The sequence below is a fragment of the Streptococcus taoyuanensis genome (genome assembly GCF_029589235.1).
Lineage (GTDB): Bacteria > Bacillota > Bacilli > Lactobacillales > Streptococcaceae > Streptococcus > Streptococcus taoyuanensis.
Genome location: NZ_JARQVW010000013.1, coordinates 1 through 24,986, shown reverse-complemented (window position 1 = coordinate 24,986; position 24,986 = coordinate 1). Strand labels below are relative to the sequence as shown.

Below are 24,986 nucleotides of genomic sequence, written 5' to 3'. Positions count from 1 at the left end.
GATGACATGAAAAGAACCTTCGCAGATGCGAAGGTTCTTTTCTATTCTGCCAATTCCAACACAACCGTTTGGTAAGGGACTAATTCGAGCACTTGGTCTCCTTCTTGGAATAATCCTGCTGTATTATTTAAAACGACTGTTTTAATCGGAGCTGGCAACTCCAAGGTAGCCTGGCGATTTTGGAAATTGCTGACAACCAAGAGACGCTTGTCCCCACGGCGTTCAAAGGCGATGATGTTTTCACGGTCCCGATACGCTGGGATCATATCTCCGAATCGGATGGTATTTCCATAAAGGGGATGGCGATACAAGGCCGTCAACTGGCGATAGTAATTCAAGATGGAATTTGGATCCTTTTCTTGATCTTTCACATTGATGGCAACATTTGGTTTGGGACTGATCAACCAAGCTGGTCCATCACTAAAGCCCAGACCTGGCTCTGCTGACCATTGCATGGGTGTTCGCGCATTGTCCCGGCTGTATTTGGCAATCGCGGCCAAGGCTTCTTCCTCGGTCAAACCAGCTTCTTTCGCCACATGGTAGCCATTGATGGTCGCGATATCATCAAAGTCCTCCACCGATTCAAAGACTTGGTTTTCCATCCCAATTTCTTGGCCTTGATAGATAAAAGGAATTCCCTTGCGCAAAATCTGTATGGTTCCTAAGGCCTTTTTACTGGTATCGTTTACTGGACCTTCCGCAATATAATGGGACACTCCACGAGGTTCGTCGTGGTTTTCAATGATGGTCGATAGAACCCCAATGCAATCCGCGCGCTCATGCGCTTGGAAAATACTTTCCTTGAGTTCATCCGCTGTTGGAAGAGCATGGTCGAACCAGCCTTTTCCTTCTTGCCCCAGCATGGTTTGTTTGAAGTCAAAGATGGAAGAGAAGACACCATCTTTTCCAATAAAGAAGTGCAACTCTTCGTCAGTTTCATTGAAAACTTCCCCTACTGTGAAGGCGTTGTACTTGGCAAAAGTCCGCTCCTTTAACTCTTGCAAGAAAGGTTCAATCGGTTGGGCATTGACCAGAGACTCCGGTACTGGAACCAAGCCATTTTCGCGATCGGACGGAAGCGAACGCCATTCTAAATCCTTTTTGATATTGATAATGGCATCAATCCGGAAGCCTGCAATTCCCTTGTCCAACCACCAATTGATCATCTTATATATCTCTTCGCGCAAGACAGGATTTTGCCAATTGAGGTCTGGCTGATCCTTGTGGAAAGAATGGAGATAGTATTTATTAGTGCCAGGAACCGGTTCCCAAACACTGCCTCCAAAGTAACTTTCCCAGTTGTTGGGTTCCTTGTCACTTTCGATGAAATAAAAGTAATCCGCATAAGGGCCATCTGGATCCGCTAAAGCCTTTTGGAACCATTCGTGATGACTGGAGCAGTGGTTGACCACCAAGTCCATAATGATGGAAATGCCTCGCTTCTTGCCTTCAGCGATCAACTCTTCCATATCTTCCATCGTTCCAAAAATAGGATCAATGGCATAATAATCGGAAATATCGTAACCCTGGTCAATAAACGGACTCTTGTAAATAGGGGATAACCAGAGAATATCAATCCCTAAGTCTTGAAGGTAATCGAGTTTCTCCGTGATTCCTTTTAAATCCCCAACACCATCTCCATTGCTGTCTTTGAAGCTTTTTGGGTAGATCTGATAAGCGACCTTCCCCTTCCACCAGTCTTTTTCCATGTTTTGTCTCCTTAAAATGAAAGAGACTGAGACATATCGTCTCAGTCTCTACAGTGTCAGCACTTATTAGTATACTGTTTTTTCAGTTTCTTTGTCGAAGAAGTGAGCTTTGTTCAAGTCAAATCCAAGTTCGATGGTTTCACCAGTTCCAAGGTAGTCACGCGCATCTACTTTAGCGATGAATTCGTTGTCACCAACTTGGCAGTACAAGTGAGATTCTGAACCAAGCAACTCAGATACAGAGATGGTTGCTTTCACGACTGATTCTGGGAATGTTTCAAGGAAAGCAGCTTCTGTATTCACGTCTTCTGGACGGATACCAAAGATCAATTCTTTACCATCATAGCCTTTTTCTTTCAAGACTTTCAAAGCACCTTCTGGAACTTTCAAGTTCAATCCATTGGCAACGATGTGTCCACCTTCCAATTTCACGTTAATGAAGTTCATGGCAGGGCTTCCGATGAATCCAGCTACGAATTTATTCACAGGGTTCTTATACACTTCTTGCGGAGTACCGATTTGTTCTACACGTCCGATAGTACCTGTACCAGCTGGGTTTTTAGTAGCAGACATAATAACGATACGGTCAGCCAATGTCATCGCTTCTGTTTGGTCGTGGGTTACGTAGATTGTTGTAGCTCCGATACGACGGTGGATTTTCGCAATTTCAGCACGCATGGATACACGAAGTTTAGCATCCAAGTTTGACAAAGGTTCGTCCATCAAGAACACTTTTGCATCACGGACAATGGCACGACCCATGGCCACACGTTGACGTTGACCACCAGAAAGGTCAGCTGGTTTACGATCCAAGAATTCTTTCAAGCCAAGGATTTCAGCTGCTTCTTGTACACGTTTGTCGATATCTTCCTTGCTGTATTTACGCAATTTCAAACCAAAGGCCATGTTATCGTACACAGTCATGTGTGGGTAAAGAGCGTAGTTTTGGAATACCATGGCGATATCACGGTCTTTAGGTGCCACGTTGTTTACAACAGTGCCATCGATTGAACATTCACCTTCTGTGATGTCTTCAAGACCAGCGATCATACGAAGAGTCGTTGATTTACCACATCCTGAAGGACCTACGAAAACGATAAATTCTTTGTCTTTGATGTCCAAGTTGAAGTCTTCAACTGAGTAATGTTCGCTATTTGGATATTTTTTATAAATGTGACTAAGATTCAATTCTACCATGATGGTACTCCTTTGATTTTTATAGTTCTATTGTAAATGAAAACGTTTTACAAATCTATGGCAAGTCTCACAAAAAAGAAAAAGAGTTTTGTGCAAGTTGCACAAAACTCTGGATTGATTCCGTTTAAATCACATCTTGTAAAACTAAATGATAGCACAGGGCTAGATCTGTCAGATTTTTCAACTGAAGACCCGTCAACTCCTCCCACTTGTCAATCTTATATTGGAGCGAATTGCGGTGGAGATAGAGTTGCTGGGCGGCCTTGGTGACGACTGCCCCATTGTCCCAAAGAGCAACAATGATGTCTTGCAATTGATCTTGACTTTCAATCAACTGATGCAAGCTTGCCTTGATTGGAGTGAGATCTAAATCTGCCTGCTCGATTCCCCATAGATAGAGTTGAGAAAAGCGATAGACACCTTGATGGCCTTCTCGAATCCAGGCTCGAAAGACCGCCCGTTCTGCTCGGATGACCGGAGACACTTTCCCGTCTTTAGACTCGGTCCATACTTGCCCGACCAAGATAGATAAACGAATATTGAAGTCATACTCCATGGCAGAGACGGTATCTTTTAAGATATCGGCCACAGGTAAAGACTGGTCTTGGTCCAGAATGAGCACATAATCTTGTCCGCTCAGTTGCAAGGTTGCTCGGAAGTTGGGCAAAAGTGTCTGCATCATCTCTAGCCAAGAAGCCGTCCCTTCCGCTGTCGAATGCGAAATGTGGCAATAGACAAGCTGCATTTTTTTGATGACTTGAGGGGCTTCTCCCTTTCCATCGATCAGGTACTGGTACCAAGGATTAGGGGCAACCTCTTCTTCACCGCCCAACCAGGAAATCAATTGTTTTTCTCGTTCGGTTAGCTCTTCTTCCTTCAGCAGCAACCATTGATGAGCCTGAAGGGGAATGGCTACATAACCAGCTGGTGGATTGGCTTGATCCGTCACCTCTGCATGAGGAAACCACTCTCTGATATTTTTCACTGCTTTCTTCCTTCTTCTACTTGCTGGATGCACCAGTCAATCAGCTCTTCTAGCCGAGAGAGCTCCCCCGTCATATGGAGATAGCCCATGACAGCCTCAAAGCCCGTCGACATCCGATAGGTCACGACATCCGCATTTTTGGCCTTGGTATGGCTATTGGTATTGCGACCGCGCTTGTAGATCTCCAACTCTTTTTCTGTCAGAATTTCTTGCTCCAGCATGCTTTCAATCAAGCTGGCCTGAGCTCTAGCAGAGACATAGCGGGTGGCAGCCTGGTGAAGCTTATTGGGCTTGGTCATCCCTTGAAAAATCAGGTGTCTGCGAATATACATGGAATAGACCGCATCTCCCTCAAAGGCAAGGGCAATCCCATTGATTAGATTGACATCAATCACGTGTCCACCTTACACCTTCTTTTGTATCCAAGAGCTTGATTCCTTGTGCAGCCAATTCATCGCGAATGGCATCTGCTCGCGCAAAATCTTTCTTAGCCCGCGCTTCCTGACGTTCAGCGATCAAGGCTTCAATATCTGCATCCAAGTCTTCTTCGACAAAGACCACTCCAAAGACTTCTAACATCTTGGTCAAGGCATCTTTGACGTCTTGATTGTAGTGACCTGAATTGATCCATTTAGCCAATTCAAAGACGACGGTGATGCCGTTTGCCGCATTGATATCTTCATCCATAGCCGCGATAAACTTGTCCACAAAGCCTTGTAAGTCTGCTGGATCCACTTCTCCTGTGAACGGTTGCTCATAGGTGTTTTTCAAATACTTGAGGTTGGTCTCCGCATCGCGAACCGCTTTTTCTGTGAAGTTAATGGGCTTGCGGTAGTGCTGGGTTGCAAAGAAGAAACGAAGCACTTGGCCGTCGATAGTCTTCAATGCATCATGCACAGTGATAAAGTTGCCTAAGGACTTGGACATCTTGACATTATCAATATTGACAAAGCCATTGTGCATCCAGTAATTGGCAAAAGTTTTTCCGGTCTTAGCTTCTGATTGAGCGATTTCGTTGGTATGGTGCGGAAACTCAAGGTCAGCACCACCACCGTGGATATCAATAGTATCCCCTAAAATTCCCGTCGACATGACCGAACACTCGATGTGCCAACCAGGACGACCAGGTCCCCAAGGGCTGTCCCAGGAAATCTCTCCTGGTTTGGCAGCTTTCCAAAGGGCAAAGTCAACTGGATTTTCCTTGCGGGCTGTTTCCTCATCTGTCCGACCAGAAGCGCCTAGCTCCAAGTCTTCTAGAGTTTTGTTGGCTAATTTTGCATAGTTGTGGGATTTTTCCACACGGAAATAGACATCTCCCTGGCTCTCATAGGCATAGCCTTTTTCGATCAAGTCAGCGACAAAACGAATGATGTCATCCATAAACTCGACCACACGAGGATGGCGAGTTGCAGGCTTCACGCCAAGAGCCGTCACATCCTCACGGAAGGCCGCAATATATTTGTCTGCCACTTCCTGAGGTGTGATGCCTTCTTCTTTGGCACGGTTGATGATCTTATCATCCACATCTGTAAAGTTGGAAATGTAGGCAACTTCGTAGCCACGATACTCAAAGTAGCGACGAATCGTGTCAAAGGCTACCGTTGAACGGGCATTCCCTACGTGGATATAGTTGTAAACCGTTGGTCCACAAACATACATGCGGACCTTTCCTTCCTCGATGGGGATAAATTCTCGCAGATCACGAGACATGGTATCATAAATTTTTAACACGCTTCATTTCCTTTCTGTTTCTACTCTTTTGGCTTCAAGTAAACCACCTGAGTCTGTTTGATAAAGCCAATCTTTTCATACAAGCGTTTAGCACCTACATTGTCATCTTCCACTGCAATCTGAAATTCCTTATCATTTTGCTCAATGACTTGGTTGACGACTGATTTTGCTAGATAGCTTCCGTAACCTTGCCCACGATAGACTTCAGCAATCGCAAGTCCATAAAGGTAATTGCATTTTCCAGATACATCGACCGTACAAACGCCAATCACTTGACCTTCTTTGAGTAATATGTAAAGCAGACTATCAGGATCCTTCAAGGCCTCTGAAATGTATCTGTGGCTCACTTCCGGTGCTTCCACTTCATCTGAGAAGGTTTGGTGGTGGAGCTGGGCAATGGCTTCAAGATAAGAAGGTTCCGCCAAGAGCACACCGACATCCGAACGGGAATCTAATGCATAAGCGGTTCGATCACGTCCTAACCAGGTTTCTGTTTCGCCATCCTCAACCAGTCCCCAATTGCTGGCAAAATCAGGATGATTCTCTAGAAAAATACGCTCTGTCTGAAAAGTCACAGACTCAATTGGATAAGATGCCGTTTCTTTCTCAAAACTTCCATACAAAGCACGCGCAATTCCCTGACGACGATAATTAGGATGGACCAGGATCGCCACATCCACATCTGGGTCATCTGCATAAACCGTTAATATGCCAATAAGTTCACCTTTTTCATAATAAAGGAAAAAGGCGGGCATATAGGGATCAAAATTGAGCATATTGGAGAGATAAGGATCCCGAAAAGTTCCGTCATCGTTCTGACAGATGGCAATAAGGGACTTTGCTTCCAGTAGTTGGTGGTCATTCAATGTATTGGTTGCTTGAATCACGTAGCGATCTCCTTACAAGCTAGAAGACCGATGACTGGCTTCCTTAGCATGCTCCATCTTATTCACGTAGTATTCGCGTTTTTCTTCTTCTTGGTGAATGATTGGCTCATCCTTCTTACCGTGCACACGAACAATTTTAGCAGGGACTCCGACAACGGTCACATCACTCGGTACATCGGAGACCACGACCGCTCCCGCTCCTACTTTGGCTTTGGCCCCAATCTCAATCGGACCGATGACCTGAGCATGAGCGGAGACCAAGGCTCCTTCACGAACCGTCGGATGGCGTTTACCGACATCCTTCCCTGTTCCCCCAAGGGTCACCCCGTGGTAGAGCATAACGCCTTTTTCAACAATGGCCGTTTCCCCGATAACGAGGCCCGCTCCATGGTCGATAAAGACACCAGAAGCAATGGTCGCACCTGGATGGATTTCAATCTGGGTCCAAAAACGCCAAAACTGACTATGCATCCGCGCCAAGAGCTTAAAGCCATGGTTCCACAAAAAGTGGGAAACACGGTGAGCTGCCAGTGCTTTGACGCCCGGATAGGTCAAAAGGACCTCCAGCGAGGTACGCGCTGCTGGGTCATTTTCTTTTACAATATCGATGGTTTCACGCCACCATCCCATACCGTGCTCCTCCTTTTTAAATGATTATTCTGAATCTTTTTGTGTAATAGTAAAGTCTTTTTTAGGTTTGTGGTCTTTGTTGTGGTGACGAGGACGATCGCCATGGCGATGAGTTTTTTCACCCTTTTCCTCGCTGTTTTCTGCTTTTGGCGGACGAGGGAGAAGAGCTTTCATAGAAGCATCGACACGACCTTTTTCATCGATCTTGATAATCTTCACATCGACTTCATCACCGATGGCTACCAAGTCTTCGACACGGTTGGTACGAGTCCAAGCCATTTCAGAGATGTGTACGAGGGCATCTGTCTTGTCAAAGAGGTTGACAAAGGCACCAAATTTCTCGATCCGAACCACTTTGGCATGGTAGACTTCGTCCACCTTCGCTTCACGCACCAAACCAGCAATGATTTCTTTGGCACGGTTAATGGCATCTTGGTCGCTCGAGTAGATTGATACGTTCCCTTCTTCGTCGATATCAATCTTAACCCCTGTTTCAGCGATGATCTTATCGATGGTTTCTCCACCCTTACCGATGACAATCTTAATCTTGTCCACATCAATCTTGATGGTATCAATTTTCGGAGCAGTTGGCGCCAATTCTGGACGCACTTCTGGAATGGTTGCTTCGATCACATCAAGGATTTCAAAACGCGCTTTCTTGGCTTGAGCAAGAGCTTCCGTCAAGATTTCTGCAGTAATCCCTTGGATCTTGATATCCATCTGAAGGGCTGTAATCCCATCACGCGTACCTGCAACCTTAAAGTCCATATCTCCAAAGTGGTCTTCCAAACCTTGGATATCTGTCAATACGGTATAGTTGTTTCCATCAGAAATGAGACCCATTGCAATACCTGCTACTGGTGCCTTGATTGGCACACCACCCGCCATAAGGGCAAGTGTTCCCGCACAGATAGAGGCTTGAGATGAAGAACCGTTTGATTCCAAAACTTCTGCTACCAAACGAATCGCGTATGGGAATTCTTCCAAGCTTGGCAAGACTTGAGCAAGCGCACGCTCACCAAGAGCACCGTGACCAATTTCACGACGACCAGGCGCACCGTAACGACCTGTTTCCCCTACAGAGTATTGAGGGAAGTTATAGTGGTGCATAAAGCGTTTCTTGTACTCTGGATCCAAACCATCGATGATTTGCGTTTCACCCATTGGTGCCAAGGTCAAAACAGAAAGGGCTTGCGTTTGTCCACGAGTAAAGAGACCTGAACCGTGAACGCGAGGAAGGAAGTCAACAACCGCATCCAAAGGACGGATTTCATCGACCTTACGACCATCCGGACGAACCTTGTCTTCTGTGATCAAACGACGCACTTCTGCATGTTCCATTTGTTCCAAGATTTCAGCTACATCACGCATGATACGGTCAAATTCTTCGTGGTCTGCATATTTTTCTTCGTAAACGGCTGTCACTTGGTCTTTCACCGCTTGAGTCGCAGCTTCACGAGCTAATTTTTCTTCTACTTGGACTGCTTTTTGGAGGTCACTGTTGTAGGTTGCAATGATTTCAGCTTGCAATTCAGCGTCCACATGAAGCAATTCTACTTCTGCTTTTTCTTTCCCAACTGCTGCTACGATTTCTTCTTGGAAGGCAATCAATTCTTTAACAGCTTCGTGCCCTTTCAGAAGAGCTTCCAACATGATTTCTTCTGATAATTCTTTAGCGCCAGACTCTACCATGTTGATGGCGTGCTTCGTACCTGCTACTGTCAATTCAAGAAGCGAGCGCTCAGCTTGTTCTTGCGTTGGGTTGATGACGATCTCCCCATCCACATAACCTACTTGTACCCCAGCGATTGGTCCGTCAAATGGAATATCTGAGATAGAAAGCGCCAATGATGAACCAAACATGGCTGCCATTGGTGCAGATGCATTTTCATCGTAAGAAAGAACCGTGTTGATGACTTGCACTTCATTACGGAAACCTTCCGCAAACATGGGACGGATTGGACGGTCGATCAAACGCGCTGTCAAAGTCGCATCAGTAGAAGGACGTCCTTCCCGTTTCATAAAGCCGCCAGGAAATTTCCCAGCCGCATACATTTTTTCTTCGTAGTTGACTTGAAGTGGGAAGAAATCCCCAGTTGCCATCTTCTTAGACATAACGGCAGCCGTCAAGACAGTTGACTCACCGTAACGTACGACAACAGCGCCATTTGCTTGCTTGGCAACCTGACCAGTCTCTACGATCAACTCACGACCCGCAAAAGTCGTTTGAAACACTTGTTTTGTCATTTTAATCCCCTTTGGATTGATAAAATTATACGACTTGCCTACAAAGATCAAGATATTTTGGACGGTTCGGCTTGCCGAACATTTCTGTAGAAAAATAGGAAGGTGACGCCGCACTCGATGAGTGCTAGGAAACTTATCTTTTTTCCTAAGAAATGAGGCCAAAATTCAGTTCATCAGGATACAAAGGGCGTGAAGAATCCCGTATGAAAATAGGAGATTAACGCAGTGTGCCACGCACACTAGGAAATCTATCTTTTTCACTAGGGATTTAGCCCGTGTTCAACTATCAAGATACTTAGGCCGCAAAAAGCAAAGTAAAAATAGGAAACTGACGAAGTCTTCGATGAAGACAAGACAGTTTATCTTTTTTACACGGCTTTTCGGCCGGGTTCAATTACTCAAGATACTAAGCCACTATAGAACTCAACGAGATAGGAATTTCAACAGCCTATCTGTATGTTATATCCTCATCTTTGTATCCAAGCACGTATACCTTTTATTTTAACATATTCAAGCCCAAAAGAAAAAGGCTTTGATGGCCTTTTTCTTTGATTCTTCAGCAAGTTCTATATAAAAATTTTAGAGCTAGATATAGCTTCTGATTATTTTTACGATTTCACGAATTCTGTGCTGTCGACATAAAAGCGTGTTTTGTGGGTTCCACCCTTGTAGTTCTTGTTGTTGCGTTTCAAGACAAAACGTCTGTAGGGTTCAGAAGTCCCTTGGATCGATGTGGTCACTTCAACTGAATCTTCATTGATCACCCATTCATCCGGTGAAGGAATTTCCATCGGTGGCATCGCTCCGCCACGACCACCAGCTACAATTTCGTAAAAGGCCTTGTCTTTTGTCGAATAGATCCAGCCATCTTTCTTTTCATTTGTTAGTTGGATCAACTGGTCTTGTGACAGACTACGGATAGAGTCCGATGTCTCTTCAGCATTCAATTTATCAATGATATCTTGTAAATTATAGGTTTCTGGCGTGTAGGTATTGTAGTAATCAATGAACATGTCTTGCGGGTAACCATCAACCGCACCGTGATCATTGTTCAACTCCAGCAAACGAGTCGGTTGCACCTGAAGTGAGTAGGTCAAAGACGCACTGTTTTCAATAATCGAATAGATGTCCGCTTGGTCTGCTTTTGATAAGGTCCCAATGGCTTCTTTATCATGTTCATCTGACTTAGCTTCTTCTGTTTGCTCTTTTTCTTGGGCTTTGTCAGATGATTTTTTGACCGATGAAGCCCCTACCGGACTGTGCTTACGCTCATAGCGTTTTGGGGCGCAGGCTGCTAGGGAAAGCAAGAGGGCTGCAGCTAGTAAATATGTTCCAATTTTTTTCATGTTTGTCTCCTTATTTTTCAGTTCACACGGTAGTACAAATCGTTCCCATTCGTAGCATCACTCTTACTCCAGTAAATGGATTCACTGCCACCTTCTCTTGAAGGAATGAAAAGAATAGGCGTGTCATTCGTTGCCCCAGGCATCCGACTAACTCCGTGTAAATTGCCTTCCTTGAAGTAAAAACCAGAAAATTGAACACCATTGACAGCACTACCATTGACCTTCACAATTCCTTGCGCATCAAACTCAATGCTCGTACCGTACTTATTTTTCCAAACTCCCGCTACACTTGAGAAATTTCCAGCTTTAATTTCTTCTAGATTCATTCCAGTCTTTGTAGCGGCACGCGCTGAAGCTGATTCAGTATTGCCACTCACGCGCGTTGTATAGTCAAGGGCGATCCAGCCTTGCCCAGATTCCAATTTGCCCCAAGTATGGCCATCCGCGTCTACTGTTTCCGTAATGGTGTGAGTTCCTTTTGCGATCATTCCTGCAGATGGGGCGGAGGTAGACGGTTCTTTTCGAATACGAAGATCGGCCACGCTAACTTGTACTTGGAAGCTTTCTGATTTTTTCTCTTCTGCTTTCGCTGTTGATTTGGAATTCCCTGAACCATCAAATTTTTTCCAGTCAAGCTTACTAAGGTCCAACTTCTTGGCTGAAATCCCAAGAGCCTGTTCTGCCGTTTCCTTCCCACCAATTTGAATGGTTGCTTTCTTTTCTTCCTTTGCTTCCCCTTTTCCTAGCGAATAAAGGGTCAATTCCATTTCTGGATTCACAGATTGCCAAGTAGCATAGACGATTTGTCCATTGTCAAAAAGATCTAAGCTAGAGCGATAGCCACCTGCAGAAGCCACATAGGCTACATGGAGCAAGGTTGGCTGCTTATCTTTCAAATAATACACAGCAGCAATCGTTTTGCCATCCCCAATCAGCAGTTCATCATTACCATCACGATTAAGATCCTCAAAAGCATAGTGCCACTCATTGGTGCTTCCAAGAGTTTGAATGTTAAAGACATACGCATATTCCTCTGAAGTCGCATCGATCTTCTTCAGTTCATTTTGTAAAGCCGTTTGGTCTTTGGCATTAATTGCGGTTGCATAAGCCTTGTAGCGATCTAATACTTCTTGATAGTTCTTTTGTCCTGTATCCTTCTTTTCTTTTTTGACCGATGAAGAGCTTGCCGTATTCGGCTTACTTTGACGCTCGTAGCGTTTGGGAGCACAAGCCACTAGAGACAGAACGGACGCACCCGCCAGTATTGAAATCATAACCTTTTTCATAAAAACCTCCTCATATCTATCCTAGTATATCAAAAATGGTCGATTTTTCCAGCTCTTTTCAAGATTTTCACACAAGCATTTTCCCCTCTTCCTCTATGTTTCTGCCCTTTTTTCTGATATACTTAGTATAGTTATTTGATCAAAAGGAGAACACTATGGAATTAAAAAAACGTTCTGAATTTCCTGAGAACGAACTCTGGGACCTCACAGCCCTCTACCAAGACCAGGAAGACTTCTTGCGTGCCATTGAAAAAACACGTGAAGAAATCAATGAATTTGTCCGTAACTACAAAGGCAACCTCCACACCTTTGAAGACTTTGAAGCTGCCTTTGCAGTCTTTGAACAAATTCAGATCCAACTCAGCCACATTGGCAACTACAGCTTTATGCCCCAAACGACGGACTTTAGCGATGAAGCTTTTGCGGAAATTGCCCAAGCAGGGATGGATTTCGAAACTTGGGCCAGCGTTGAACTTTCCTTCTTTGATGATGCTTTGGTAGAAGCGGATGAAGAAGTCCTTGAACGTCTCGGACAACTCCCTCACCTCACTTTTGCCATTCGTCAGGCTAAAATCAAAAAAGCTCACTACTTGGGAGCTGATGTGGAAAAAACTCTGACCAACCTTGGTGAAGTCTTCTACGGACCGCAAGACATCTATACCAAGATGCGGGCAGGTGACTTTGAAATGGCTGATTTTGAAGTAGATGGAGAAGTTTACAAGAATAGCTTTGTCACCTATGAAAACTTCTACCAAAACCATGAGAATGCGGAAGTCCGTGAAAAAGCCTTTCGTTCCTTCTCAGAAGGTCTCCGCAAGCACCAAAACACGGCTGCTGCTACCTATCTAGCCCAAGTCAAATCTGAAAAACTAATCGCAGATATGCGAGGCTACGATTCCGTATTTGACTATCTCTTAGCTGAGCAGGAAGTGGATCGTGCCATGTTTGATCGTCAGATTGACCTGATCATGAAGGACTTCGCTCCAGTAGCTCAAAAATTCCTCAAACACGTGGCCAAGGTCAACGGCCTTGAGAAAATGACCTTTGCTGATTGGAAGTTGGACTTGGACAGTGCGCTCAACCCAGATGTTACCATTGATGATGCTTATGATTTGGTCATGAAATCTGTGGAACCTCTTGGCGAAGAATATTCCCGCGAAATTGCCCGCTACCAAACCGAACGTTGGGTCGACTTTGCTGCCAATGAAGGCAAGGATTCCGGTGGTTATGCAGCCGATCCATACCGTGTCCATCCTTATGTCCTGATGAGTTGGACAGGACGGATGAGCGATGTTTATACCCTGATCCATGAGATCGGACATTCTGGTCAATTCATCTTCTCAGACAACAACCAAAGCTACTTCAACGCCCACATGTCGACCTACTATGTGGAAGCTCCTTCTACTTTTAACGAGCTCCTCCTCAGCGACTACTTGGAACACCAGTTTGACGATCCTCGTCAAAAACGCTTTGCCCTAGCTCACCGTTTGACAGACACCTACTTCCACAACTTCATCACCCACTTGCTGGAAGCAGCCTTCCAACGCAAGGTCTACACCCTGATTGAAGAAGGTGGAACCTTCGGCGCTAGCAAGCTCAATAGCATCATGAAGGAAGTCTTGACCGAATTCTGGGGAGACGCTGTTGAAACAGATGACGATGCGGCTTTGACCTGGATGCGCCAAAGCCACTACTACATGGGACTTTACAGCTACACCTACTCAGCTGGATTAGTAATCTCAACAGCGGGTTACTTGCATTTGAAAAACTCTGAAAACGGAGCTAAAGATTGGCTGGACCTCCTCAAATCAGGCGGTAGCAAGACACCACTTGAGTCAGCCATGATTATCGGAGCAGATATCTCAACTGACAAACCACTTCGTGATACCATCCAATTCCTTTCAGACACTGTCGATCAAATTATTGCTTACAGTGCAGAATTGGGAGAATAAGATTCAAAAAAAGCTAAAGAAGGTTCATTCCTCTTTAGCTTTTTTGCTTTTTAACTCAACTCTGCCACAATGGCCTTAATTTGTGCTGCGGTATGCACTCCTGCTACTTGTTTAACAACCTGCCCATCTTTTTTAAAGAGCAAGGTTGGAATGGACATAATGCCGAAAGCACGCGCTGTTTCTGGATTTTCATCCACATCCATTTTTAGGATTTTTAACTCATCTTCCGAAAGTTCTTCCGATAATTTTTCTAAAATAGGAGCTTGCATGCGACATGGACCACACCAGGTTGCCCAAAAGTCTACCAAGACCAAGCCTTCTTTTGTTTCTGCTTCAAATGTTGCGTCTGTAATTGCTTTTGCCATTTTCTTTCTCCTTTAGTTTTGGTACTGCGTCAAATCTTGCTTCATCAAATAGAAGAAGACATCTCCGTAAGTCCCTTGGTAATCCAATTCATGCCCATTATAGGTCAGTTTCACAACAGGATAAAAATCTGCTACCCCAATCAAGCAAGCTTGTTGGGAGCGTTCAAACTCATCGTAGGAATCAAAATGCATGACTCTTTCTTGTTTTGCACCATCTAGATATGTAATATCAATCATATCGATAACCTCTATTTCTTAAGATGTGTCTATTGTAACTCTGTCAATTACATCTGTCAAATAAAACGACTTACTCAGAATCATGAATCTTGTCCGAAAAAAGATAACAAAAAAGCCCTCTGAATCCAGAGAGCTGTTTTGAGCTCGGGCTAAAATCTTGGTGAAAACAAAAAATCTCCCCGAAGGGAGATAGATCTGGTCTATTTTACCTTACGATGCTAGGAACCGTAGCCGAAGATTATACTCGAGTATATCGAGGCAAGGTGACAACGCAGCGTAAGTGGAAAATAGAGCAGATTAACGACGAAGTCCAAGAGAGTTGATCAACTCACGGTAACGGTTAACGTCGTTTGTACGAAGGTAAGCCAACAAGTTACGACGGCGACCGATTTTCTTCATCAAACCACGGTAAGTAGCGTGGTCTTTTTTGTGTTGTTTGATGTGTTCGTTCAAGTGGTTGATTTCCCAAGTAAGGACAGCAACTTGTACTTCTACTGAACCAGTGTCACCTTCGTGACGTGCGTATTGTGCAATGATTTCATTTTTTTTCTCTTTTGAGATTGCCATGATAAGCTCCTTTTCTTTATGCTCTATCCGAGTGGCAGGTTTGGCATATCCTGCTACCAAGAAAGAGTTAGTTGTCTATTCGACCTTCTTATTCTACCAAGATTTCATCTTTCTGTCAAACACTTATGTTTCCTTCGAGAGGAGCTTTTCTCTTTTCTAAAAAGAACCTTGGGAATTTGGACAATTTGATGGATCATTCTTCAAGCAACTTATTCAAAAGAGAGTGGGACAGAAATCGGTAATTCGTTAGAATTTGATTTCGTCGTCCCACCTCCGCACAGTTGAGTAGGGCTGTAAAAGCTGATGGAATCAGCGTAGTAGAGCCCACACAACCACTGCGTCTTGCTCGACAATCCAAAAATAATTGAGAGGCTAGGACTTTTGTCCCAGCCCCTTTATCGGTATGAAGCTTATTTCTCTTTCCGTTTACCACGCAAGAGCAAAGCCAAAGCAAAAATTGCTAAGAGTGCACCGAGTATGGTCAATCCGTAAGCAACAACTTCACCAGTTGATGGAAGAAATTTTTTCTTTCCTTCTTTTGGTGTAGTTGGAGTTTCTGGTTTTTCCGGTGTGCTTGGCGGCGTTGTTGGTGGTGTCGTCGGTGGAGTTGTTGGTGGGGTTGTAGGCGGAGTCGTTGGCGGTGTACTTGGTGGTGTGGTAGGAGGTGTTGTTGGTGGTGTATGACGATTGGTTACCGTGAAACCATCAATGTTGCTTGTATAACCTGCTACTGGATCCTCTGTAATCGTGTAGGCAATCTTCTTACCTTCCTTGTATACAGGTAGATCCGTGAAGCTTGCCTGCCAATTATCAGTAGCTGTGATTTCTTTTACAGCTACTTCTTGACCATCCGCAAGGAGACGAACTGTGATTTTTTCAGGACGAAGACCATCTTTATTGTCTGCATCATCCCAGATCTTCTTGACCGCTACTTCCGTTACTTCTGGTGTGCGGCTATTGGTGATCACTACATTTCCCTTGTTACTGTCATCGACCGTACTAGTATAGCCTTTGACTGTTCCAACTTCTTTCACTTGGTACTGAATCTCTTTGCCTTTCGCTTTTAGAGGCAAATTGCTAAAGGTATGAGTCCAGTTATTTTTAGCAGAAAGTTCTACTTCTTTTCCTTGAGCTTTGCCATCTGCATAGAGCTGTACCTTAATGGTGCTTGGACGTTTGCCATCTTGGTCATTGTTGTCTTCCCAACGTTTTGTAACAGTAACGCTGGTTTTACCTGGCTTGTAGCTATTGGTAATGGTTGTTCCATCAATCGCAGCAGAGTAATTGGCTACTGTGTCTTCTGTGACTGTGTAGACAATTTGTTTGCCGTGATTGTATTTTGGAAGATTGGTAAAGACTGTCTTCCAATCAGTCGCTGCACTTAGCTCTTGGCTAGCTACTTCTGTACCATCTGCAAGGAGACGAACAGTGACCTTGTCAGGACGAACGCCATCTTGGTTATCATTGTCTTTCCAAACTTTCGTTACTGGAATCTCAACAACTTCTGGTGTACGAGTGTTGGTAATATTGGTTCCTTCGATAGTTGTTTCATAGCCTTCAACAGGTTCTTCTGAAACAGTGTAGGCAATGACATTGCCAGCATCATCGACCACATCGAGATTATCAAACTGATAAGCCCAAGTTCCTGCAGCATCTGGTTTCACTTCTTTGGAAGCGACTTTGACCCCATTTGCTAGGAGATTGACGGTGATTTTTGATGGACGCTTGCCATCTTGGTTATCATTATCATTCCATGTCTTTTGACCAGCAACGCTTGTTTTTTCTTTTTGGTTTACGACATCACGAGAAATCGCGAGGTCATTTCCAAAATCATCCTTGCTGATCTTGATAGGTTCTTCAGAGAGCACATAGCCTGTCGGAGCTTGAATTTCTTTAACCGTATAAGCTTGTTTGATCAAGCCCGTAATGGTGCCAACACCATTCTCATCTGTCGTAATGGTTCCAACTTGCTCACCTGTATCATCTGCTGTCACAGCAAAGACAGCACCTGCAAGAGCTTGACCATTTTCACCTTTTTTATGAATAGTGAAGGAGTATTTCTCACCATTAAATTTTCCATCAAGGAACTGATACAGAATGTCTGCAACCTTATTTTGCTCCTTGATTTCTGTAGCTGTCATCTTCGCATTGTTTTTGTAGGAAGTATTGATGGCTGGGACCTTGTCCAAATAAACATCATAGCGAATTGTCATTCCTTGTTCTGGAGCTAGATCTCCGATGTGAACCGTTAGAGATTGACCATCGGCACTGACAACAGGGGAATAATTCTTGGTGACATTGGTGGTATCTCGTAAATGATAGGCACCATCTTCGTTATCGATCTGCCAAGTTCCAGTATGGATATTGACAGAATCTGCTTTGATTTTTCCATCTGTAAAGGCCAATTGGTCTTTAATATCAATATTATGAAGAGCTGTGTGACCTTGATTAATGTTCAAGGTATAGGTCAATTTTAATTTATTATCTGAGTTGGTCCAGCCCCATTTGCTAAAGACTTCTGGAGTAGGAGGATTTTCACCCGGATTGACCCCTTTGTAATCGATATTCCCACCTGAAATCACTTTCTTATCGATCGTGAGAGTAAAATCAAGTGTCTTTTGCCCTTTGACGACTTGGTGGTCTACACGCGCAAAGAAACGCAGTTTCCCTGTCACATTGGCCATTCTTTCAGGATAATCCGTATAGGTTACAGTAATGACTTTTCTTTGATCATCTACCGTTGCTGTCGCGACCTTTTGACCACTTGGATCCAGCAGGTCAATGGTATCCGTTTCAAAGACCTTAAAGTCATCTCCAAGTTGGATAACGGTCTGATCTCCCTTTTTTACACGTCCATTTGGCAACACAAAGTTTGCTTCAACTTGAAAACTTTCCCAAACACCGAGTGGATCTGTAATGGCCCCACCAGTTGATTTCGAGATGTTTACAGATGTCACAACATCATTGATCGTATCTGCATGGACTTTAGCCGGACTATTGGGTTTGGCAAATCCTAAAGCCGCTACCAAAAATAGGACAACTGCTATCACAACAGAATAAAGCCTCTTTTTCATAAACGATTTTTCTCCTTTTTCTACGTTTACTAGATAAGGTATGTGAGTCGAAAAATTATCACTACATATTGTGATTTTATGCACAACCCATCTTTTTTCATTATAATCGATTTACTTTGAGAAGACAAGCTATTATATATGCTTTTTTGTATTTTAAGTACATTTTTTTGATACAAAGAAAAATAGAGAGTGGGACAGAAATCGGTAATTCGTTAGAATTCGATTTCGTCGTCCCACCTCCGCACAGTTGAGTAGGGCTATAAAAGCTGATGAAATCAGCGTAGTAGAGGCCACTCAACCACTGCGTCTTGCTCGACAATCCAAAGACAATTGAGAGGCTAGAACTTTTGTCCCAGCCTCTTGGTTTTTTGCTTATAAGGGAACTCCGAAGACCTCTAGGGACTTGAGTTCAGAAGGTTGGAGTCTCCGCCATTCTCCCAATTGAAGAGTTGGATCTAGCGTTAGAGGACCCATCGAGATCCGCTCTAAATCCACCACTTCCTTGCCACAGGCAGCGACCATGCGCTTGACCTGGTGGAATTTTCCTTCTGCGATTTCAATTTCGACATAGGAACTGGCGCTTGTCTCATCCACCTCTAAGATCTGCAACCTCGCAGGCAAAGTCGTGAAGTCTTTGAGGGCAATGCCTGCTTCAAAACGGGCCACATCTGCCTCATCCATGATCCCAGCCACCTGGGCACGGTAGACCTTCGACACATGCTTCTTCGGTGAAAGCATGGCATGGGCGAGCTTACCATTATTGGTCAAAAGGAGCAAGCCATGGGTATCGATATCTAGGCGCCCGACAGGAAAGACTTCCTTTTGACGGGCTGTCTCATCCAATAGATCCAAGACAGTTTGGTGATGGTCATCCTCAGTCGCTGAGATGACTCCAGCTGGTTTATGAAGCAGATAATACACAAAGGTTTCATGGACCAGATTTTCCCCCATAAAGGTCACCTGATCCTTGGCTGGATCAATCTGAAGTTTCCCTGCTGTCTCTTTTTTTCCATTCACTGCAATTTTCTTTTGCTTGAGGAGTTGCTTGACCTCGGTCCTACTCCCCACACCACAATCTACTAAAAATTTATCTAGCCGCATGATGTCTTCCCGCTCTTTCGCACAATCCAAAGGCCAAAAAAGGAAATCAGGATCATGAGGATACCAGAAAATCCAAAAATGAAGGCTGGAGCAGATGAGATAGTCCCTAATAGACTAAGGACAAAGGTCGTTGCGATCGAACCTGTACTACATCCCAAAACCGCCATGGACGTTGCCTGGCTCAAGACCCCTGCGGGCATCTTATCAGATAAGACATTGTAAACTGTTGTAAGAGCTACACTATAGGCAAAGCCTGCAAGGATGGTCACAATGGCAAGCATCCAGAGATTGGTAGAAAGCCCGATCAACAGTTGGGTCAAGCCATAGGCCACTCCCGAAACGAGCAACAAGCGATCGCGGAAGAGCTGGGTCAAGGGTGAGAAGGCTAATCCTGCAAGGATCCCGACAAATTGCATAGCTGCTAACATAATCCCTGCAGTTTGGGCAGTGCCATGCCCAACTTGCTCCACCACACTTGGAATCCGAACAGTAATCATGACATTAGATAAGACGATCGACGCCGCAACAACAGCTAAGCCTAGTGCCGTCCGCCATTGACCAGCTGTCATCTGATCATTCCGATGTTTCTCCTCTACACCAACTGTTTTCGAACTATATGGCACAAATAAGAGATACAAAAGTAAGATTGGAATACTGATACCGTAGACGAGAAAGGCAGCCTGCCAGCCAAAGCGAATCAAGAGACTCACTCCAAAGGTCAAAACAGCTGTCCCAACAACCTCTGCAGAACCCCGAATGCCAAGTGTTTGGACACGTTCTTTTCCTTTATAGCGCTCACTGATAATGGCTATGGCAGAAACATTGAGCAAGCCAACCGCCATCCCAAAAATAATCCGAGACAAAAAGACAACCGGATAAGCTGGACTGATTAAGGGAATAAAGCCACATAGAGCGTAAGCGACTAGGCCTATCACAATCATCTGACGCTCTGAAAATAGGCGCCCAATCCATTTATTGAAGATGAGTGAAACCATGATCCCTGCAGAAGGAAGCGAGACCAAGAGCTCAATCATGCTGTGAGGAATTCCCTTGTAATAGGCAAACATGGCCGACTGCGCACTCGAAATCGAAAACGAGGTCGTCAATATAAATGAAAGCGCGAGAATACTCACTTTCTCCATGATTCTTTTCATTATTTTTTCCTTTAAACTATTCTTTTTTTCACACTCCTCCTATAATAACACGAGCTAGTGACAGGACGCAATAGATTGAATTAAAAAAACGAAATGATTTTTCAATCATTTCGTTCGTGCTAGTAATTGTGAGGCGAAGACTCCTGTTAGGAGCATCAAAGCACCAATCAAGATAAAGAGCAGATGATTGGAAGGAGCTAGTGGCGTCACCAACTGGATGAAGAAAGAGGAGACGGCTGATCCAAGATTGCAGCCAATCAAGACAAGCGAGGTCGCAAGGTTCAGGAGATTAGTCGGAATTTTTTCAGATAAGTGATAGAAGATACTGGTTACTCCCGTACTGTAGGTAAATCCTGCCAAGAGGGTTCCTAGAACCAGGCTCCACAGCTGTCCAGACAAGCCGATCAAGGCTAACGCTAGACCGAAACCAAAGCACATGATCATGAGCAAGTTCTTTTTGAAAACATGTGTCAAACTAGCAAATCCCACTCCCGCTACAATCCCTGTCAATTGCATCAGACTTAGGACTGTTCCAGCTGTTGTCGCCGTTCCCATACGAGCATCAACAATGATATCCGGCACGCGCAGGCTAATGATGGAATTGAAACAAATGATGATACCAGCAATCACGGCTAGCATCAGACTAAAACGCCATTGAGGGGAGCGAAGGCGTGCGGAACCTTTCTTTTTCTCCTTCAAGCTAGCCTGTTTTTTCCCCTTAGGATAGGGGACAAAAAGGATATAGAGGAGTAAAATCAAGTAACCACCTCCATATACGGCAAAGATCGCTGGCCAGCCTAGGGGTAAGAGTTGTCCAACAATAAAAGTCAAGATGGCAGAGCCCACCACTTCAGCAGACCCCCGATAGCCCAGCATCCGAGTCTTGTCATTGCCTGAGTAGCGCTCACTGATAATCGAAATAGCCTTGGCATTGATCATTCCTGTCCCCAAACCAAAGAGAATACGACTCAGAAAGATGAGAGGATAGTCCTGCACGACCAAAGGCACAAGGCCGCTAGTTGAAAAGAGCAAAAGCCCTGCGACAATCATCTGGCGCTCACTCATCCACCGCTCGATCAGGCTATTTAAAAAGAGCATGGCCACAACCGCAAAGGCCGGCAGGGAAACCAAGAGTTCCACCTGGCCTGCTGAATATCCAAATTGGCTAAAATAGGCCTTCATAGCCGGCAAACCGGCTGTAATTGAAAATGATGAGATCAGCATGAGCGACAAGCTCAAGAGACTGATTCTTTCCATTATTTTTTTCATTTTTTTATTTCCTACACTTTACTGGTAACATTTGACTTTACTAATTTATTTAGAAAAGATTCAAACTGGTATTTTCAATAGAATCCTAGTATAATCAATTTAGAAAGAGAAAAACAGGACATTTGTCCTATTTTAGGAGATTAAGATGAAAAAAATTTCCCCATCTACGAAACTCATGGAGATCATCACTGACTACCAATTGGATCAGATCTTTCCAGGTGACTGTCTTAGTCAGCTGGACCTTGTTCTCTATCAGGCTGGAGAGTATATCTGCCGCCAGGGTTCTGACCAAGATGTCATTCCTTATTTTCTCAAAGGCCGGCTCAAGATCGTCCACAGTCTTGAAAATGGTAGCGACACCATCCTTGAAATCCAAGAAAAACCTGGACTGTTAGGAGAGATTGAGCTCCTGCTCGATCGGGTCTGTATCACATCGGTCATTGCAGACCAAGACTCACTAGTCGTCCAGCTCTCTGCTCGGCATTTCAAGGACCGCCTACTGCTGGACCCGACCTTTTTGCGTTCTACGGCCAAGACCTTGGCTGAGAAATTGCACCAGATCAACTATTTGGCTCCTGCCAACTTTCATTATTCGGTCAAGGAACGCCTCGCTACTCATTTTATGGAACATTGCGATGAAAATGGGACCCTCAAGCCCAAGATGAATCAGCTGGCCCTGCATTTTGGGATCAGCTACCGCCACCTTAGCCGCGTCATCAAGCAGATGATCGAAGAGGGCTTAGTCCAAAGAGAAGGGAGAGTCTATACGATTTTAGATGCAAAAAGGATGAATGATTTGTCCATCAAACATGCGGAAACCGTCGACAGATAACTTTAATTTTAGGCTCTTTTGTGTTATCATGGAGGGTAGAAAGAAAGTGAGAGTAAAACGATGAAAGCAATTGAAAAAGTTACAAGAGCATCCCATTTGATTGATATGGATGACATTATCCGCGAAGGAAATCCCACACTTCGAGCGGTTGCGGAGGATGTGACCTTCCCTTTGTCTGACCAGGAAATTATCCTAGGTGAAAAAATGATGCAATTCTTGCACCATTCTCAAGACCCTGTCATGGCTGAAAAACTCGGCCTCCGTGGAGGAGTGGGACTCGCGGCCCCTCAGCTGGATATCTCAAAACGGATCATCGCTGTTTTGGTTCCCAATCCAGAAGATGCCGATGGCAACCCACCAAAAGAAGCCTATAGTCTTCAAGAAGTCATGTACAATCCAAAGGTTGTCGCCCATTCTGTTCAAGATGCGGCTCTTGGCGACGGGGAAGGCTGTCTCTCTGTAGACCGCAACGTCCCAGGCTATGTGGTTCGCCATGCCCGTGTGACTGTTGAGTATTTCACAAAAGATGGGGAAAAGAAACGCATCAAACTCAAGGGCTACAACTCCATCGTCGTTCAACATGAGATCGACCACACCAACGGCATCATGTTCTATGACCGCATCAACCCAAATAACCCATTTGAAATCAAAGAAGGCCTTTTGATTTTAGAATAGAGCAAATAACAAAAAAGTAAGGTAGTAGTGATGATTCACTACTACCTTACTTTTTTTACGAGACTGCGTCTACCGATTTCTGTCTCTCGGCGCAGTGGTTGATTGACGGTACTCGAACCTTTCGGTTCTTCGTCCAGTCTAATCAACTGTGTGGGGGCAGGACTACGAAATCGAGACTGCGTCTACCGATTTCTGTCTCTTGGCGCAGTGGTTGATTGGAACTACTCCTACCTACGGTACTCGTACTTCCTAATCAACTGTGCGGGGGCAGGACTACGAAATCGAGACTGCGTCTACCGATTTCTGTCCTGCTCCCTATATTGCCCAATCTCCGTTGCGGAAGACTGGGACGCGGGTGCCATCTTCTCTGATGCCGTCGATATCCATTTGGCTTGAGCCGATCATGAAGTCGACGTGGACGTCTGAGCGGTTGAGGCCGGCTGCTTCGAGTTCTTCTTCTGTGAACTCTGCACCACCTTCTACGCTGGTTGCATAGGCTGCCCCGATGGCCAAGTGGTTAGAGGCATTTTCATCAAAGAGAGTGTTGAAGAAGGTAATGCCTGATTGGGAAATTGGGCTTGGATCTGGTACGAGAGCACATTCACCCAAGGCACGCGCTCCCTTGTTTTTGAAGACCAAATCTTTCATGACTTGATCGCCTTTTTCAGCTGTGATATCCACAATTTCTCCATTTTCAAAGGTCACTTTGATCCCTTCAATGATGTTCCCATTGTAGCTAAGCGGTTTTGTAGAGGTGACATAACCTTCAGCACGACGGAAGTCAGGAGCTGTGAAGACCTCTTCTGTCGGCATGTTTGGCAAGAAGCTTTCACCTTGGGCATTGATGGCTCCGGCAGATTCCCAGACGTGGTTTTTCGGCAAGCCAAGAGTCAAATCAGTCCCTGGGGCTGTGTAATGAAGGGCTGAGAATTGTTCCTTATTTAGTGTATCTGCCTTGCTCTTGAGAATAGCAGCATGCTCTTCCCAAGCCTTGACGGGATCTTCCTCATAGACCCGGCAGGTCTTGAAGATTTGATCCCAAAGGAGATCCACTGCTTCTTCATCGCTCGCCGCATTTGGAAAGACCTTTTTCGCCCATTCTAAACCTGCTGCTGCAGCAACGGTCCAGCTGACCTTGTTAGATTGAGTAGCGATGCGCATTGGTTTCATGGCTATGCCCAAGGCCTTAGCCGAGGCAGATAGCTTCTCTGCATCAACACCATTTAAGGCACCTGGATCAGACGAGCGCACACCCAAGCGACTAGCTTTGTGGTCTAAGAGGTAGTTCATCTCCGCAATCTTGTAGTCTGGCACATTGTCCAAACGATCCATCGGTGCATGGAGGAATTTTTCCCGGGTAGTGAAATCATCTGCCCATTGGACAATCACTTCATGCGCCCCCAAGGCATAGGCTTCCTTCACGATCAAGTGGGCCAATTCTCTTTGTTCCACATCGATGTTCAAGACCAAGGTATGCCCAGGTTGCACATTGATACCGTTCGCCACTAACAATTTAGCGTATTTTTCGAGGTTTTCTTTAAAATTTGGTAAAAGCATTGTTTTCTCCTTCATAAGTGAATGATCTCCTCCTAGTATACCATAAGTCCATGTAAAAAGAGAGTGGGACAGAAATCGATAATTCGTTAGAATTCGATTTCGTCGTCCCACCTCCGCACAGTTGAGTAGGGCTGTAAAAGCTGATGAAATCAGCGTAGTAGAGCCCACTCAACCACTGCGTCTTG

General features: G+C 44.7%; 21 protein-coding genes. 3 read left to right on the top strand and 18 right to left on the bottom strand.

What is annotated here, in order from left to right; translation table 11 throughout:
- Positions 1-41: 41 nt before the first annotated feature.
- From P5Y91_RS08230 to P5Y91_RS08185, 10 genes are all read right to left on the bottom strand, one after another.
- On the bottom strand, positions 42-1,709 hold the full coding sequence (locus P5Y91_RS08230) for an alpha-glucosidase (protein WP_129824496.1): 1,668 nt from the start codon (positions 1,707-1,709) through the stop codon (positions 42-44).
- A 66-nt stretch (positions 1,710-1,775) separates the two neighbouring features.
- Positions 1,776-2,906, bottom strand: a complete 1,131-nt coding sequence (locus tag P5Y91_RS08225; protein ID WP_003010064.1) for an ABC transporter ATP-binding protein — start codon at positions 2,904-2,906, stop codon at positions 1,776-1,778.
- A gap of 124 nt (positions 2,907-3,030) precedes the next feature.
- Positions 3,031-3,891 carry a helix-turn-helix domain-containing protein gene (locus P5Y91_RS08220; RefSeq protein WP_049516411.1) on the bottom strand — a complete coding sequence of 287 codons (861 nt, stop codon included), beginning with the start codon at positions 3,889-3,891 and terminating at the stop codon, positions 3,031-3,033.
- Positions 3,888-4,286: a Mini-ribonuclease 3 gene (locus P5Y91_RS08215; RefSeq protein ID WP_003004765.1), complete on the bottom strand. Its 399-nt coding sequence runs from the start codon at positions 4,284-4,286 to the stop codon at positions 3,888-3,890. The genes P5Y91_RS08220 and P5Y91_RS08215 overlap by 4 nt, the downstream gene beginning before the upstream one ends.
- The gene (gene cysS, locus P5Y91_RS08210) at positions 4,279-5,622 is read right to left on the bottom strand and encodes a cysteine--tRNA ligase (RefSeq protein WP_049516408.1); all 1,344 of its coding nucleotides are present in this window, start codon (positions 5,620-5,622) and stop codon (positions 4,279-4,281) included. Before cysS ends, P5Y91_RS08215 begins: the two co-directional genes overlap by 8 nt.
- 20 nt (positions 5,623-5,642) lie before the next feature.
- Complete coding sequence (locus P5Y91_RS08205) at positions 5,643-6,509, bottom strand: GNAT family N-acetyltransferase (RefSeq protein ID WP_049516407.1); 867 nt, start codon at positions 6,507-6,509, stop codon at positions 5,643-5,645.
- Positions 6,510-6,521: 12 nt separating this feature from the next.
- The gene (cysE, locus tag P5Y91_RS08200; RefSeq protein ID WP_061604741.1) at positions 6,522-7,139 is read right to left on the bottom strand and encodes a serine O-acetyltransferase; all 618 of its coding nucleotides are present in this window, start codon (positions 7,137-7,139) and stop codon (positions 6,522-6,524) included.
- Positions 7,140-7,163: 24 nt separating this feature from the next.
- Entirely contained in the window at positions 7,164-9,386 is a 2,223-nt protein-coding gene (gene pnp / locus P5Y91_RS08195) for a polyribonucleotide nucleotidyltransferase (RefSeq protein ID WP_049483815.1), read from the bottom strand.
- A 608-nt stretch (positions 9,387-9,994) separates the two neighbouring features.
- Positions 9,995-10,732 carry a hypothetical protein gene (locus P5Y91_RS08190; RefSeq protein ID WP_049475177.1) on the bottom strand — a complete coding sequence of 246 codons (738 nt, stop codon included), beginning with the start codon at positions 10,730-10,732 and terminating at the stop codon, positions 9,995-9,997.
- 17 nt (positions 10,733-10,749) lie between these two features.
- Positions 10,750-12,018, bottom strand: a complete 1,269-nt coding sequence (locus P5Y91_RS08185) for a DUF6287 domain-containing protein (RefSeq protein WP_118397353.1) — start codon at positions 12,016-12,018, stop codon at positions 10,750-10,752.
- A gap of 155 nt (positions 12,019-12,173) precedes the next feature.
- Here P5Y91_RS08185 and pepF point away from each other — a divergent pair, with 155 nt between their 5' ends.
- Entirely contained in the window at positions 12,174-13,970 is a 1,797-nt protein-coding gene (gene pepF, locus P5Y91_RS08180) for an oligoendopeptidase F (protein WP_070594797.1), read from the top strand.
- A gap of 50 nt (positions 13,971-14,020) precedes the next feature.
- Here the strand turns inward: pepF and trxA are convergent, their stop codons facing one another.
- The 7 genes from trxA to P5Y91_RS08145 form a co-directional block, all read right to left on the bottom strand.
- Positions 14,021-14,335, bottom strand: coding sequence for a thioredoxin (gene trxA / locus P5Y91_RS08175; RefSeq protein ID WP_003013593.1), 315 nt, complete (start codon positions 14,333-14,335; stop codon positions 14,021-14,023).
- A gap of 12 nt (positions 14,336-14,347) precedes the next feature.
- A complete protein-coding gene (locus P5Y91_RS08170; RefSeq protein WP_024054957.1) occupies positions 14,348-14,572 on the bottom strand; it encodes a DUF4649 family protein in 225 nt (74 codons plus the stop codon).
- Between the two features lie 297 nt (positions 14,573-14,869).
- Entirely contained in the window at positions 14,870-15,139 is a 270-nt protein-coding gene (gene rpsO, locus P5Y91_RS08165) for a 30S ribosomal protein S15 (RefSeq protein ID WP_003004251.1), read from the bottom strand.
- Between the two features lie 410 nt (positions 15,140-15,549).
- Positions 15,550-18,213, bottom strand: coding sequence for a Cna B-type domain-containing protein (locus P5Y91_RS08160; protein WP_277839234.1), 2,664 nt, complete (start codon positions 18,211-18,213; stop codon positions 15,550-15,552).
- Positions 18,214-18,585: 372 nt separating this feature from the next.
- Positions 18,586-19,314, bottom strand: coding sequence for a pseudouridine synthase (locus P5Y91_RS08155; protein ID WP_118397344.1), 729 nt, complete (start codon positions 19,312-19,314; stop codon positions 18,586-18,588).
- Entirely contained in the window at positions 19,305-20,468 is a 1,164-nt protein-coding gene (locus P5Y91_RS08150) for an MFS transporter (RefSeq protein ID WP_118397341.1), read from the bottom strand. The genes P5Y91_RS08155 and P5Y91_RS08150 overlap by 10 nt, the downstream gene beginning before the upstream one ends.
- Positions 20,469-20,573: 105 nt before the next feature.
- Positions 20,574-21,737 (bottom strand): MFS transporter, encoded by a 1,164-nt coding sequence (locus tag P5Y91_RS08145; RefSeq protein WP_045759069.1) that lies wholly within the window; start codon positions 21,735-21,737, stop codon positions 20,574-20,576.
- A 145-nt stretch (positions 21,738-21,882) separates the two neighbouring features.
- On the opposite strand from P5Y91_RS08145, the gene P5Y91_RS08140 reads away from it, so the two are divergent.
- Complete coding sequence (locus P5Y91_RS08140) at positions 21,883-22,569, top strand: cyclic nucleotide-binding domain-containing protein (protein WP_070594792.1); 687 nt, start codon at positions 21,883-21,885, stop codon at positions 22,567-22,569.
- Between the two features lie 60 nt (positions 22,570-22,629).
- The gene (def, locus tag P5Y91_RS08135) at positions 22,630-23,244 is read left to right on the top strand and encodes a peptide deformylase (RefSeq protein WP_003004253.1); all 615 of its coding nucleotides are present in this window, start codon (positions 22,630-22,632) and stop codon (positions 23,242-23,244) included.
- Positions 23,245-23,559: 315 nt separating this feature from the next.
- Here the strand turns inward: def and P5Y91_RS08130 are convergent, their stop codons facing one another.
- Positions 23,560-24,801, bottom strand: a complete 1,242-nt coding sequence (locus tag P5Y91_RS08130; RefSeq protein ID WP_118397338.1) for an aminopeptidase — start codon at positions 24,799-24,801, stop codon at positions 23,560-23,562.
- Positions 24,802-24,986: the final 185 nt, after the last annotated feature.